Below are 13,413 nucleotides of genomic sequence, written 5' to 3' on the forward strand. Positions count from 1 at the left end.
CCCATCTTCCCCATGACTGCATCTCCATGTTCAGTTTAGGAAGAATAGGTCTTTCTTTGTTTTGTCTCCACCCTCTTTGCCGGTCAAAGAAAAGTGACCGGCAGCCCCCGCAGGGGGATGTCGTATGGCCCTTGGGTGCAAGAGCCATCGCCGATGAAAGAAACAGCGACACCCCAAGCAGAGCGATGTCGTATAGCTGTTGGGTGCAAGCTGCCATCGCCGCCCAAAGAAACAGCGACCAACCCAATCACTCCAACACCCCCCGATACCTAGTCACCGCCAACAACACAATCTCATCCAGCCCAGCATCTTCACTCCCATCCAGCCGCGCCAGCAAAGCGCGCCGCATACGCGGCTCCCAGAAACGCTTGATATGGCTGGCGATATCCGCCACCGCTTCTTCGCGGTCCGGCATGGCTTCGAAGAAGGTGCCGATCTGGTTCGCCATCTTGACGAGGTTGTCGGAGTTCATGCTTGTTCCGTCCTGCTGTGCAAACGTTGGGGGTGGGAGTAGACCACGTGCCGGCCGGCGCGTACAAAGCCGGCCAGCGTGACGCCGGCATCGATCGCCAGGCGTACCGCGAGCGCGGTCGGGCCGGATACGGCGGCCAGCACGCCGACGCCGGCGCTGGCGGTCTTCAGCACCATTTCGTAGCTGGCGCGGCTGGTCACCAGCACGGCGCCGCGCGAGCGGTCCTCGCCGGTGCGTGCCAGCGCGCCGATCAGTTTGTCGAGCGCGTTGTGGCGGCCCACGTCTTCGCGGACCAGCGCAACCTGGCCGTCGGCGCGCAGCCACGCGGCGGCGTGCGTGGCGCCGGTGTGGCGCAGCAGTTCCTGCCGGGTCTGCAACTGCGCGAATGCGGCGTACATCGCCTCGTCGCTGAAGCTGGCGCCGCTGCTCACGGGTGCCGGGGCGCGCATGACTTCCTGCAGCGATTCGGTGCCGCACAGGCCGCAGCCGGTTCGGCCCGCCATGGCGCGGCGCCGATCCTTGAGCGCGGCGAAGGCTTGCGCCGCGATGCGCAACCGCACCGCGATACCTTCGGGGCGGACCTCGGTCTCTATCTCATAAACATCGCGCGGGCTGGCCACCAGCCCTTCGCTCAGGCTGAAGCCCAGCGCGAAGTCTTCGAGATCGGCCGGCGAGGCCAGCATGACCGCATGCGAGATGCCGTTGTACTCGAGCGCAACCGGCACTTCCTCGGCAATCTCGTCGTCCTCCAGTGCCAGCTCGCCCAGGCGGCTGCGGCTGACCGCGAAGGTGCTGTGGGTGGCCGGCTCGGCGTCGGCCATGGCGAGTTCGCAGAGTGTCATGCCGGCCCTGCCTCGGCGCTGGCCGCCTGCAGCAACTGCATCTGCTGATCGTGGAAATCGCGGTACTGGCGCTGCCATTCGGACGGCTGCGCCACCGGCATGACCTGCACCGCGGTGACCTTGTACTCGGGGCAGTTGGTCGCCCAGTCCGAGTTGTCGGTGGTGATCACATTGGCGCCGGACTCGGGGAAGTGGAAGGTGGTGTAGACCACGCCCGGCTGCATGCGCTCGCTGACGATGGCGCGCAGCACGGTTTCGCCCGCACGGCTTTGCACGCCGACCCAGTCGCCGTCCTTGATGCCGCGTTCCTCGGCGTCGTGCGGATGGATCTCCAGGCGGTCTTCGTCATGCCACATCACGTTCTCGGTGCGGCGTGTCTGTGCGCCGACGTTGTACTGCGACAGGATGCGGCCCGTGGTGAGAATCAGCGGGAACTTGCGGTTCACGCGTTCGTTGGTGGGCACGTAGCGGGTGATGATGAACTTGCCCTTGCCGCGCACGAATGCGTCGATGTGCATGGTCGGCGTGCCCTCGGGCGCGGCGTCGTTGCACGGCCACTGGATGCTGCCGAGTTCTTCCAGGCGCTGGTAGCTGACGCCGCTGAAGGTGGGCGTGAGCCGCGCGATCTCGTCCATGATCTCGGAAGGATGCTTGTACTCCATCGGATAGCCCAGCGCGTTGGACAGCAGCACGGTGGCTTCCCAGTCGGCATAGCGCGCCTTGGGCGGCATCACTTTGCGCACGCGCGAGATACGGCGCTCGGCGTTGGTGAAGGTGCCGTCCTTCTCCAGGAAGGACGAGCCCGGCAGGAATACGTGCGCGTACTTGGCGGTCTCGTTGAGGAAGATGTCCTGCACCACGATGCATTCCATGGCCGACAGCGCGGCTGCCACGTGCTGCGTGTTCGGGTCGGACTGCACGATGTCTTCGCCCTGGCAGTACAGGCCCATGAAGCTGCCGGACAGCGCGGCCTCGAACATATTGGGAATGCGCAGGCCCGGCTCCGGGCTGATCTCCACATTCCACGCGGATTCGAACAGCCCGCGCGTGGTGGAATCCGACACGTGGCGGTAGCCCGGCAGTTCATGCGGGAACGAGCCGATGTCGCACGAGCCCTGCACGTTGTTCTGTCCGCGCAGCGGGTTCACGCCCACGCCTTCGCGGCCGATATTGCCCGTGCACATGGCGAGGTTGGCGATGCCCATCACGGTGGTCGAGCCCTGCGCATGTTCGGTCACGCCCAGGCCGTAATAGATCGCGGCATTGCCGCCGGTGGCGTACAGGCGTGCGGCGCCGCGCAGTTGCCCGGCGGGAATGCCGGTGATCTCGGCCATGGCTTCCGGCGAGTTCTCCGGCAGCATGACGAAGTCGCGCCATTGCTGGAACGCACGGTCCTCGCAACGCTCGGCGATAAACGATTCGGCCATCAGGCCTTCGCTGACGATCACGTGGGCCATCGACGTCACCACCGCCACATTGGTGCCGGGACGCAATTGCAGGTGGAAGTCGGCGCGCACGTGCGGCGAATCGACCAGGTCGATGCGGCGCGGATCGATCACGATCAGCTTGGCGCCGGCGCGCAGGCGCTTTTTCATGCGCGAGGCAAACACGGGGTGGCCGTCGGTCGGGTTGGCGCCCATCACCATGATGACGTCCGCCTTCTCCACCGAGCGGAAGGTCTGCGTGCCGGCGGATTCGCCCAGCGTCTGCTTGAGGCCGTAGCCGGTGGGCGAGTGGCAAACCCGCGCGCAGGTATCGACGTTGTTGTTGCCGAAGGCGGCGCGCACCAGCTTCTGCACCAGGTAGCCTTCCTCGTTGGTACAGCGCGAGGACACGATGCCGCCGATGGCATCGCGGCCATGCTTGGCCTGGATGCGCTTGAATTCGGAGGCCGCGTGGCTGATCGCTTCTTCCCACGACACTTCGCGCCACGGATCCGTGATCCTGGCGCGGATCATCGGGTTCAGGATGCGGTCTTTGTGGGTCGCATAGCCAAAGGCGAAGCGGCCCTTCACGCACGAGTGCCCCTCGTTGGCCTGGCCGTTCTTGTACGGCACCATGCGCACCACTTCATTGCCCTTCATCTCCGCCTTGAAGGCGCAGCCCACGCCACAGTAAGCGCAAGTGGTGACCTTGCTGTGCTCCGGCTGCCCCATGCGGATGATGGAGGTCTCGGCCAGCGTGGCGGTAGGGCACGCCTGCACGCAGGCGCCGCACGACACGCAGTCGGAATCCATGAAGCTGTCGCCCTGCCCCGCCGTCACGCGCGAGTCAAAACCGCGGCCGCTGATGGTGAGCGCGAAGGTGCCCTGGGTTTCCTCGCAGGCGCGCACGCAGCGATTGCACACGATGCACTTGGAGGGATCGTAGGTGAAATACGGATTGGACTCGTCCTTGGCCTCGGCGCGGTGGTTCGCGCCGTCGTACCCATAGCGCACTTCGCGCAGGCCGACCACGCCGGCCATATCCTGCAACTCGCAGTTGCCGTTGGTGGGGCAGGTCAGGCAGTCGAGCGGATGGTCGGAGATATACAGCTCCATCACGCCGCGGCGCAGGTCGGCCAGCTTGTCGGTTTGCGTCTTCACCTTCATGCCGGCTTCGGCCGGCGTGGTGCACGAGGCGGGGAAGCCCCGCCGGCCTTCGATCTCGACCAGGCACAGGCGGCAGGAGCCGAAGGACTTGAGGCTATCGGTGGCGCACAGCTTGGGCACGTTCACACCGGCTTGCACGGCGGCGCGCATCAGCGAGGTGCCGGCGGGCACGGTCACGTCGACGCCGTCGATCTCAAGGGTGACCTGCTGTTGTGAATCGCTGGCCGGCGTGCCGAAGTCGATTTCGTTGCGTGTGTTCAAGGCGGGCTCCCGCTGCGGCCTGGGCCGCATACTGGTGATTCAGAGTGGCGCAGTGGCAGCGCCGGTTCGATAGGCTGAGGCGCTACGCTCAGGCAGCTTTGGCTGGCGCTGCCACGCCAAAGTCTTCCGGGAATGCGTCTAGCGCCGACAGCACCGGGTACGGCGTCATGCCGCCCATGGCGCACAGCGATCCGCCCAGCATGGTGTCGCACAGGTCGCGCACCAGCTTGACGTGCTTCACCGGCTGGTCGCCCGCGATGATCTTGTCGATCACCTCGACGCCGCGCGTGGAGCCGATCCGGCACGGCGTGCACTTGCCGCAGGATTCGATGGCGCAGAATTCCATCGCGTAGCGGGCTTGCCTGGCCATGTCGACGGTGTCGTCGAACACCACGATGCCGCCATGCCCCAGCACCGCGCCAAACGCGGCGAAGGCTTCGTAGTCCATCGGCGTATCCAGCCGCGACACCGGCAGGTACGCGCCCAGCGGGCCGCCCACCTGCACCGCGCGGATGGGCCGTGCGCTGCGAGTGCCCTGGCCGTAGCCCTCAAGCAGTTCGCGCAGGGTCACGCCGAAGGCTTTCTCCACCAGTCCGCCCTGGCGCACATTGCCGGCGATCTGGAACGGCAGCGTGCCGCGCGAGCGGCCCATGCCAAAGTCGCGATAGAACTGTGCGCCGCGCGCGAGGATCACCGGCACGGTGGCCAGCGAGATCACGTTGTTGATGATGGTGGGCTTGCCGAACAGCCCTTCGATGGCCGGCAGCGGCGGCTTGGCGCGCACCACGCCGCGCTTGCCCTCCAGGCTTTCCAGCAGCGCGGTTTCCTCGCCGCAGACATAGGCACCGGCGCCCTTGCGCACTTCGAGCCGGAAGCGCCGGCCGCTGCCGCGGATATCGTCACCCAGCCAGCCGGCCGCCTGCGCGATGCCAACGGCGGATTCCAGCACGGCGATAGCGTGCGGATATTCAGAGCGCACGTAGATGTAGCCATGCTCCGCGCCGACAGCTAGGCCGGCGATGGTCATGCCTTCGATCAGCATGAACGGGTCGCCTTCCATCACCATGCGGTCGGAGAAGGTGCCGGAGTCGCCTTCATCGGCATTGCAGACCACGTACTTGATGGGCGACTGCGCGTTGCGCACCGTCTGCCACTTGATGCCCGTGGGAAACGCCGCGCCCCCGCGTCCGCGCAGGCCGGAATCGGTCACTTCCTGCACGATCTGCGCGCCGTCCAGCGCCAGCGCGCGGGTCAGGCCGGCATAGCCATCGTGTGCGATGTAGTCCGCGAGCGAGAGCGGATCGGTGATGCCCATGCGGGCAAAGGTCAAGCGCTCCTGCCCCTTGAGGAACGGGATTTCCTCGGTGAGCCCCTGCGCCAGCGCATGCGCGCCACCCGCCAGGAAGTCGGCATCGAACAGCGCGGCGACATCTTCGGCGGTAACCGGCCCATAGGCCACACGTCCGGCGGGGGTCTGCACTTCAACCAGCGGCTCAAGCCAGAACATGCCGCGCGAGCCGTTGCGCACCAGTTCGATGCTGGCGCCACGCGCCGTGGCCTCACGCGTGATGGCGCGGGCCACCGCATCGGCGCCCATGGCCAGCGCGCTGGAATCGCGGGGTACGAAAACGGTGATGCTCATGCTTGCACCTCCTGGTCCACTGCCACGTCCGCGCAGGCTTTGATCAGGGCATCGAAGCGCTGCGCCGTGACGCGGCCAGCCAGCTCCCCGTCGATCATCACGGCCGGGCCACAGGCGCACTGGCCGAGGCAATACACCGGCTCCAGCGTGAACTCGCCATCGGCGGTGGTTTCATGGAATCCGCAGCCCAGCGCGCGCTCGGCGTGCGCGGCAAGGGCCTCGCTGCCAACCGACTGGCACGCTTCCGCGCGGCAGACCTGGACCACGTGCCGGCCCGGCTTGCTGTCGCGAAAGTGGTGATAGAAGGTGACCACGCCATGCACCTCGGCGCGCGACAGGTTGAGCGCGCGGGCAATCTCGGGCAAGGCGTCGGCGGGCACGTAGCCTACCGTGTCCTGGATCTCGTGGAGGATGGGCAGCAAGGCGCCCGGCATGTCGCGGCGCGCGGCCACGATGCGGGCGACCGGGTCGCGCACGGCGCTGGCGGCTGGCTTGGCAGCGGAATCAGACATCGAGTCTCCTGGTGGCGCAGCTCGGGCCGGCGCAAGCGCTCAAGCGCGGCGCCAGCGGCAGACGTTGTGGCGCATTGGCTTGCGCGTCTTGCCAGGATTTGCTGCGGGGTGCGGCACGCCGTGTCGCGGCGACCGCGTTATATGCTATTTTTTTCATATCTTGGGGGCTCTGAACGGGCATTCCCCATCTCGCCTGGGCAGTTAAGCGGGCTTTTATCGGGTGCTATGCCTCTTCGAGCGGACTATAGGCAGTTGGCCACGTTCGAGCAATATGCTATTTTTCTCATATGATTCGCATCTCGATCCTGCCCCACCTCCAAATCCGCGACGACAGCGATGCCGCCAGCGCCCCACTAGACGTGTCCCGCCTGGTCACCTTGCTCGGGCATATCGAAAGCACAGGCAGCATCAGCCAGTCGGCGCAGGCGACCGGCCTGTCCTACCGCTACGCCTGGGGCATCCTGCGTGACGCGCAAACCCTGTTCGGCGGCGCGCTGATCGTCAAGACCCGCGGGCGCGGCAGCGCGCTGTCGCCGCTGGCACAGCAACTGGTGTGGGCCAGCAAGCGCATTGCCGCGCGGCTCTCACCCACGCTGGAGAGCCTGGCCTCGGAACTGGAAATCGAACTGAAAAAGCTGGTGGACCAACCCGGCCCCACGCTGCGCCTGCACGCCAGCCATGGCTTCGCGGTGGCGGCGCTGCATGATTTCCTGGATGCGCACCAGGTGCGCCACGACCTGAAATACTGCGGCAGCCTTGAGGCGGTTGCGGCACTTGCGCAAGGTGCCTGCGATATTGCCGGCTTCCATGTGCCGATCGGCGAATTCGAGCGGGACATGCTGGCGAGCTTTGCCACATGGATTCGCCCGCAGACCCATTGCCTGATTCAGCTCGCGGTTCGCTCGCAAGGCATCTTCGTGCGCCCCGGCAACCCGAAGCAGGTCACCACGCTGCAAGATCTCTGCCGCGCCGACGTGCGCTTCGTCAACCGCCAGACCGGTTCCGGCACGCGGCTGCTGCTGGACCTGATGCTCAAGGCGCGCGGCATCGACAGCGGGCGCATCGAGGGTTACAGCAATGGCGAGTTCACCCACGCCGCGGTGGCCGCCTATATCGGCAGCGGCATGGCGGATGCGGGGTTCGGCGTGGAGACGGCGGCGCGCCGCTTCGGGCTGGATTTCGTGCCGGTGCTCAAGGAACGGTACTTCTTTGTGATCGAGCGGGAGCGCCTGCAAAGCCCAGCACTGGCCGGCGCCGTCGCGGCACTCAGGAGCGCCGGTTTCCGGCAGGTGGTGGATGCCCTGCCCGGCTATGACGGTAGCCTGACCGGTACGGTATTGACGCTGGAAGAGGCGTTCCCCGACCGCGCGGGCCCGAGCGACTGACCAGGCTGGAGCTAGCCGGATCTAGCGCGCAGGCGCGCCGTCCGGCACGGCCTCGATCCGCTCGACGCGGATGGCCGGCGCCCACGTGCCGGGCTGGTTTGCGCGCAGCACGGTGCCGGTCACGCCCACCTTCTGGCCGCGCAACGCCTCGGCCTCGCCGACAGGGAATTTCTCCAGCACCCATGCCTCGCCATCAGCGGTGACCAGCACCGGCTGCTGGAACAGGGCGCTGCCCTTGACCATCACCGTGCCCGTCAAGGCGATGGACCGCCCGGCCGGCACCGCGTGCACGCACGCAGCCAGCACGACGGACAGGGCAGCAATCAGGAGCAGGATTCGGCGCATGAGGTTTGTTGGATTGACAAGTCCGGGCGGCGAACATCGCCGCCCGGGAGCCGCCGGAGGCAGATCCGGCGAGCCTGCGCTTAGCGCGGTCAGTACAATCAGTACACCACGACGGATAGCGTAGCGCCGGCAGGCACGCGCACGGTCTCGCTGAACGTGGCACCCCCGTTGCTGCGAACCACCGGGAAACTACCATACGGCTGCAACGTGGCGGGCACGGCCACCGGCAGCTTGCGCGAGGCGCGGAACAGGTCCGGATCGATCAGCGGGAGCGTGAAGCCGCCGTCGACACGGGCCGGGTAGCCGTAACGCGACGGCGACGTCGCGGCTGGCATCAGCGAATTGCTGGTCACGCTCCAGCGCAACAGTTCCTGGCTAAAGCCGGAGTCCGGGCGCGCGGCCTTGATGGCCTGGTCGAGCACGGTCTTGGAGTCCGCGCTGGAAGTCCGGCCCAGCAGGTCCTTGTAAAAGGCCAGGCCGAGTTGCCGGTCCAGGAAGCCGCCGAAGCTGCCCGACACCGAATAGCTCTCGCAGGTGGCGCCGAATCCAGTGAAATTCAGCATATTGCAGTTGAAGTTGCCGTTGCCATAGCTCACGTAGTCCCTGAAACGCACGTCGCGGATCGCGTTGTACGTGGGGTCGATGGTCTGGCTGGCGAAGTCCTCCATCATCATCGCGGACATTTCTTCCAGCCAGCTATCGAATGCGTACTGCTGGCCGGCCTTGACGCCGCGGCGGTAGAAGTTCTGCATATGCATCCCCTCGTGCGCCATGGTCATCTTCATCGACTTCAGGCCTTCGGCGCCGCCCAGGTACAGGGTCTCGGAATCGAGATAGAGCGACAGCGACTCGTTGCTGCGTGAATCCGAGGTGGCCTTCAGGTTGTGCAGGCCCCAGAAATAGCCCACGGTGCCGAATGGCTTGCCATTGTTGTCGAAGTTGAGCACGACGATATCCACCGGCTGGCCGCTGCCGGCGATCAGGTTGTTGTAGCTGTGCGCGCCCCACAACGGGCCGCCGACCGAGGTCAGCATGTCGTAGATGCCGCCGCCGCTAGCGAAGGCGGCAGCCAGCGTGTCGACGAGGGTGCCGGTGACCTTGCCAGGCGCCGACTCGGTGGTCTCCACCCAGATGTTGACGGTGGTGGCGTCTGTCGTGCTCACTTGCTTGACCAGCGTGGCCGCGCGGCGTGTGCCGTCGGTGTGGTACCAGCTCTTGGTATCGTTGAGCACGGAAGCGAGCGGCGGTGGCGGTGCGATTTCGGAAAGGCTGGCCACCTGCTTGCCGCCGGCCAGTGCTGCCCAGCCGGTGCGATTGAACTCGGCAATGTCGCGCAGCGTTTGTTCGTCCTGCCCGGTGGAGACCGACTGAATCGAGAGGTTGCCCAGCACGGACTGGATCACCGACAGCGACAGGCCGGCCGGCATGGCCTGCGCCGTGGCGCCGTTGGTGTAGAGCAGCGTCACGGCCTTGCCATTCACGCCGCCGATGGCAACGGGCACATCGGCTGGCGCGCCGGTGGTGTTGGAGGCAGACCAGACGCCGACGCCGGAACCCGAGTAATTGCTGGCATCCACGGCGCTGCAGCCGCCGCAGGCCGGCGCCAGCGTGGGCGGCACGGGCGCGCTGGCGACCGGCACGGAAGGACTCGCGTTTGTCTGGGCGGCAGCTGGCGCATCGCCGCCACCGCCACCGCAGGCGGCGACAGACATGGCGGCCAGCAGGGCAGCGAGCTGGCTTGCGCATTGGCGGAAGAGAGGACCCCTCATGTTCTAAAGCTCCGATTCTTGTTCTGTGGATGCAGGCCTGGGCGCACGAAGCCTAAGCCACACAAATAACGGCATCCGGGACAAGAGCTTTAACGAGGGAGAAAACTGCAGGCGAGTGCCAGAAGCGCTGCGCAAGCCAATGGATTCAGGCCTTGGCGGCGCCGCGCCAGCGCCGGTACATCGCCATCAGGGGCGTGGCCGATGAGCCGTGCAGCACCACCGATAGCACCACCACGCAGAGCGTGGCGTCGGCCAGCATGGCCCCGTGGCGGAAATCCGCACCATGCGCAAGCGCATAGGCCAGGTAGTAGACCGAGCCGATGCCGCGCACGCCAAACCAGGCAATGAGCCGCCGCTGCGGCGGCTGCAGCGCAACCCCGATGGTGGAGATCCCCACGGCCAGCGGGCGCACCACGAGGATCAGCGCCAGGCCCAGGCCAAGGTACTCCCAGCGCAGCATCCGTACGGAGAGCAGCGCGCCCACCGCCACCATCACGCTAAGCTCGGCTAGCCGCTCGAGGTCCAGCGAGAACTCGCTGACGGTGTGCGCCAGGTAGGCGGCAGCCTTGTCGTGCTGCACGGCCGTGCTCTCCTGCTCCGAGAACACGGTCGCGCCCAGCACTTCGTCGGCCTCGACGTCCTGGTTCTCCTGGTGCTCGACGTGGCGCATGGCCATGCCCGCGGCAAACACCGCCAGGAAGCCATAGCTGTGCACGGCCAGCGCGGCGCCGTAAGCCAGCCCGATCAGGCCGACGGCGAAGAAGCTCTCCATGCCGGCCGCGCCACGCTGGCGCTTGCGCAGGGCCAGCACCGCGCGGCTGCACAGCCAGCCCATGCTCCAGCCCAGGGCCAGGCCAGCCAGCGAGGCCCACAGCAGGTCGACCCACAGCCAACGCTGCCAGCCAACGCCGGCATCCTGCGCGCCCATCAGGCCAAGCGCGAGGATGACGAAGGGAAACGCGGCGCCGTCGTTGAGCCCGCCCTCCCCGGTCAAGCTAAAGCGCATCCGGTCGCGGTCCTGCGTATCCTCGACCTGCACGTCGGAGGCCAGCACCGGATCCGTTGGCGCCAGGATGGCCGCGAGCAGCAGGGCCACGCCCGCAGGCAAGCCCATGGCCCAGAAGCCAATCGCGAACAGCATGGCGATGGTCAGCAGCATCCCCACCGTGGCCAGCCGCAGGGCAACGCGCCAGAGGCGATCGCGCGGATGCACACGCAGCCGCAGCCCCACCGCGAACAGCGATACCAGCAGGGCGATCTCCGTCACGATCTCCAGCGCAACCGCATGATCGCGATCCGTCACATCGCCCCGGATCAGGCCAAGCCCCCATGGCCCGAGCCCGATGCCGAACAGCAGGTAAAGCGCCGACGCCGACAGCGGCAGCCGCTTTACCTGCGAACTGATCAAACCCATGGTGATGAGCAACGCGCCGATGACCCAAGCCCAGGTACCAAACAAGGAACACCTCCTGTAGCGAGCCTTCACTGAGAATAGCCGGAGCCAGGCAGGGCATGCACCGGGGTGAGACGTGCGAAGCGCGCGTGGCATTCAACTTGCTGTGCATCCATGCCTGGCCCGGCGGGCACGCCATGCCGCACTGCGCGCGGCGACTATGCAAGAATGGCTGGCAGCACTTGAAAAAGCTACCGAAGAGGAAGCCTTGCCGATGCTCAGACCGCGCTTTCTTTCGCTCCTCCTGGCATTGCCGCTGGTGGTCGGCCTAAGCGCCTGCTCCACATCGGACGTGCTCAATGCCTTAACCCAAAGCAAAGCCTATGCCCTGAGCACCAACGTGCCCTACGGCGACGGCGAACGCGCCAGGCTCGACATCTATGCGCCGCGCCAGCCGGCGTGCCCAGGCCAGGCGCCGGTCGTGGTGTTCTTGTATGGGGGCACCTGGAACAGCGGGGAAAAGGCCGAGTACGCCTTCGTCGCGGCAGCGCTGGCCGCGCGCGGCATCCTGACCGTGATCCCGGACTATCGCCTCTACCCCGAAGTCAGCTATCCGGATTTCCTGGTGGACAACGCGCGCGCGGTCGCGTGGACGCGGCGCGAGATCGCCGGCTACGGCGGCGACCCGCAACGGCTGTTCCTGATGGGGCACAGCGCGGGTGGCTACAACGCCGCCATGCTCGCGCTCGATGCGCGCTGGCTCGGCAGCTTCGACATGAGTCCCGCCCTGCTGCGCGGCTGGATCGGGCTGGCAGGGGCCTACGATTTCCTGCCGATCGAGAATCGCCAGGCGCAGCCGGTGTTCCACCACCCCGACTACCCGCCCGGTTCGCAGCCGATCGACTACGCCGATGCGCGCTCACCCGCAGCGTTCATCGGCGTGGACGACGGCGACCGCCTGATCAACCCGCTGCGCAACTCCGCGCAAATGGCAACGCGGCTGGAACAACGCGGCGTGCCCGTGCAGTTCCGCAGCTATGCCCGGCTCTCCCACACACTGCTGATCGGCGTGTTCGCCGACCCGCTGCACTGGCTGGCGCCCGTGCGCGACGACGTGGCCAGCTTCATCCTGCAGCGCGCCGGTTGCAGGAGCGCGGCATGAGCGTGGCGTCTGCCTGCCTCTATATCTGCAGGTTCGACAACGCCACCGGCTACGGCTACGGCAAGGGCTGCCGGCACCCGCGCAAGACGTCGTCGCGGCGCGCGAAAAAGAAGGCTCAGTAGACTTCCGGCACGATCATGTTGTCGGGCACCGGCTGGCGCGAGTAGTCGTCGTGCCGCTCGCGCTGCGGCAGCACCACGGGCGGCTGCACGCGCTCTTCATAAGGCATCTGCTGCAGCAGGTGATGGATGCAATTGAGGCGCGCTTTTTTCTTGTCGACCGCCTGCACCACCCACCACGGCGCCTCGTCGATATGCGTGCGCTCCAGCATGATTTCCTTGGCGCGGGTGTAATCCTCCCAGCGCCGGCGGGATTCGAGATCCATCGGGCTGAGCTTCCACTGCTTGAGCGGATCGTGGATGCGGGAGAGGAAGCGCAGGTGCTGCTCTTCGTCCGAGATCGAGAACCAGTATTTGATCACCTGGATGCCGGAGCGCACCAGCATGCGTTCGAACTCCGGCACCGAGCGGAAGAACTCTTCGTACTGGTCGTCGGTGCAAAAGCCCATCACGCGCTCCACGCCGGCGCGGTTGTACCAGCTGCGGTCGAACAGCACGATCTCCCCCGCCGCCGGCAGGTGCGAGACATAGCGCTGGAAATACCACTGGGTGCGTTCGCGGTCGTTGGGCGCCGGCAGCGCCGCCACCCGGGCCACGCGCGGATTGAGCCGCTGGGTGATGCGCTTGATCACGCCGCCTTTGCCGGCCGCGTCGCGCCCTTCAAACAAGATCACGACCTTGTGGCCAGTCTCCACCACCCAGCTTTGCAGCTTGACCAGCTCGCCCTGCAGGCGGAACAGCTCGCGAAAGTACAGCCGCCGCGCAGCCCGCTCGTCGTCGTCCAGGCCGCCGGCGGCTTCGCCGAACAGCGTATCGACATGGTGGTCTTCCAGCTCCAGTTCGAGTTCTTCGTCATAGTGATCGGCCACCTCGCGGTGGATACGCCGAATCAGCTCGTTCTCGTCTGGTCTCATTGCTAA

Annotated in this window: 12 protein-coding genes; 3 read left to right on the forward strand and 9 right to left on the reverse strand. The window is 66.5% G+C overall.

Annotated elements, in window-relative coordinates; genetic code table 11:
- Positions 1-247: 247 nt before the first annotated feature.
- From AC1RQC_RS33495 to AC1RQC_RS33515, 5 genes are all read right to left on the reverse strand, one after another.
- Positions 248-472, reverse strand: coding sequence for a formate dehydrogenase subunit delta (locus AC1RQC_RS33495; RefSeq protein ID WP_150988629.1), 225 nt, complete (start codon positions 470-472; stop codon positions 248-250).
- Positions 469-1,314 carry a formate dehydrogenase accessory sulfurtransferase FdhD gene (gene fdhD / locus AC1RQC_RS33500; RefSeq protein ID WP_492885833.1) on the reverse strand — a complete coding sequence of 282 codons (846 nt, stop codon included), beginning with the start codon at positions 1,312-1,314 and terminating at the stop codon, positions 469-471. The genes AC1RQC_RS33495 and fdhD overlap by 4 nt, the downstream gene beginning before the upstream one ends.
- Positions 1,311-4,166 (reverse strand): formate dehydrogenase subunit alpha, encoded by a 2,856-nt coding sequence (gene fdhF / locus AC1RQC_RS33505; RefSeq protein WP_492813088.1) that lies wholly within the window; start codon positions 4,164-4,166, stop codon positions 1,311-1,313. The genes fdhD and fdhF overlap by 4 nt, the downstream gene beginning before the upstream one ends.
- An 88-nt stretch (positions 4,167-4,254) precedes the next feature.
- Positions 4,255-5,808, reverse strand: a complete 1,554-nt coding sequence (locus AC1RQC_RS33510) for a formate dehydrogenase beta subunit (protein ID WP_492830642.1) — start codon at positions 5,806-5,808, stop codon at positions 4,255-4,257.
- Entirely contained in the window at positions 5,805-6,320 is a 516-nt protein-coding gene (locus AC1RQC_RS33515) for a formate dehydrogenase subunit gamma (RefSeq protein WP_492375290.1), read from the reverse strand. Before AC1RQC_RS33515 ends, AC1RQC_RS33510 begins: the two co-directional genes overlap by 4 nt.
- Before the next feature lie 287 nt (positions 6,321-6,607).
- On the opposite strand from AC1RQC_RS33515, the gene AC1RQC_RS33520 reads away from it, so the two are divergent.
- Positions 6,608-7,705, forward strand: coding sequence for a substrate-binding domain-containing protein (locus AC1RQC_RS33520; protein ID WP_492375289.1), 1,098 nt, complete (start codon positions 6,608-6,610; stop codon positions 7,703-7,705).
- A 21-nt stretch (positions 7,706-7,726) separates the two neighbouring features.
- Here AC1RQC_RS33520 and AC1RQC_RS33525 read toward each other — a convergent pair whose 3' ends face one another.
- The 3 genes from AC1RQC_RS33525 to AC1RQC_RS33535 form a co-directional block, all read right to left on the reverse strand.
- Positions 7,727-8,050 carry a hypothetical protein gene (locus AC1RQC_RS33525; RefSeq protein WP_492375288.1) on the reverse strand — a complete coding sequence of 108 codons (324 nt, stop codon included), beginning with the start codon at positions 8,048-8,050 and terminating at the stop codon, positions 7,727-7,729.
- A 98-nt stretch (positions 8,051-8,148) separates the two neighbouring features.
- A complete protein-coding gene (locus AC1RQC_RS33530) occupies positions 8,149-9,819 on the reverse strand; it encodes a M30 family zinc metallopeptidase (protein WP_492813092.1) in 1,671 nt (556 codons plus the stop codon).
- 145 nt (positions 9,820-9,964) lie between these two features.
- Positions 9,965-11,278 (reverse strand): cation:proton antiporter, encoded by a 1,314-nt coding sequence (locus AC1RQC_RS33535; RefSeq protein ID WP_492885835.1) that lies wholly within the window; start codon positions 11,276-11,278, stop codon positions 9,965-9,967.
- A gap of 208 nt (positions 11,279-11,486) precedes the next feature.
- Between AC1RQC_RS33535 and AC1RQC_RS33540 the strand changes: the two genes are divergently transcribed.
- Together AC1RQC_RS33540 and AC1RQC_RS33545 are read left to right on the forward strand one after the other, a co-directional pair.
- Positions 11,487-12,374, forward strand: coding sequence for an alpha/beta hydrolase (locus AC1RQC_RS33540; protein ID WP_492813094.1), 888 nt, complete (start codon positions 11,487-11,489; stop codon positions 12,372-12,374).
- A complete protein-coding gene (locus AC1RQC_RS33545) occupies positions 12,371-12,496 on the forward strand; it encodes a hypothetical protein (RefSeq protein WP_492813096.1) in 126 nt (41 codons plus the stop codon). The genes AC1RQC_RS33540 and AC1RQC_RS33545 overlap by 4 nt, the downstream gene beginning before the upstream one ends.
- On the opposite strand, the gene ppk2 is transcribed toward AC1RQC_RS33545, so the two are convergent.
- Positions 12,490-13,407, reverse strand: a complete 918-nt coding sequence (gene ppk2, locus AC1RQC_RS33550; protein ID WP_492375283.1) for a polyphosphate kinase 2 — start codon at positions 13,405-13,407, stop codon at positions 12,490-12,492. The genes AC1RQC_RS33545 and ppk2 overlap by 7 nt on opposite strands.
- Positions 13,408-13,413: the final 6 nt, after the last annotated feature.

This window comes from Cupriavidus sp. GW822-FHT03E04 (genome assembly GCF_058801495.1).

What these genes read in the sequence shown, in the direction of transcription:
- AC1RQC_RS33530 (WP_492813092.1), bottom strand. Translation starts at nt 9,819, where the DNA reads ATGAGGGGTCCTCTCTTCCGCCAATGCGCAAGCCAGCTCGCTGCCCTG.
- AC1RQC_RS33510 (WP_492830642.1), bottom strand. Translation starts at nt 5,808, where the DNA reads ATGAGCATCACCGTTTTCGTACCCCGCGATTCCAGCGCGCTGGCCATG.
- AC1RQC_RS33495 (WP_150988629.1), bottom strand. Translation starts at nt 472, where the DNA reads ATGAACTCCGACAACCTCGTCAAGATGGCGAACCAGATCGGCACCTTC.
- AC1RQC_RS33525 (WP_492375288.1), bottom strand. Translation starts at nt 8,050, where the DNA reads ATGCGCCGAATCCTGCTCCTGATTGCTGCCCTGTCCGTCGTGCTGGCT.
- AC1RQC_RS33545 (WP_492813096.1), top strand. Translation starts at nt 12,371, where the DNA reads ATGAGCGTGGCGTCTGCCTGCCTCTATATCTGCAGGTTCGACAACGCC.
- ppk2 (WP_492375283.1), bottom strand. Translation starts at nt 13,407, where the DNA reads ATGAGACCAGACGAGAACGAGCTGATTCGGCGTATCCACCGCGAGGTG.
- AC1RQC_RS33540 (WP_492813094.1), top strand. Translation starts at nt 11,487, where the DNA reads ATGCTCAGACCGCGCTTTCTTTCGCTCCTCCTGGCATTGCCGCTGGTG.
- fdhD (WP_492885833.1), bottom strand. Translation starts at nt 1,314, where the DNA reads ATGACACTCTGCGAACTCGCCATGGCCGACGCCGAGCCGGCCACCCAC.
- AC1RQC_RS33520 (WP_492375289.1), top strand. Translation starts at nt 6,608, where the DNA reads ATGATTCGCATCTCGATCCTGCCCCACCTCCAAATCCGCGACGACAGC.
- AC1RQC_RS33515 (WP_492375290.1), bottom strand. Translation starts at nt 6,320, where the DNA reads ATGTCTGATTCCGCTGCCAAGCCAGCCGCCAGCGCCGTGCGCGACCCG.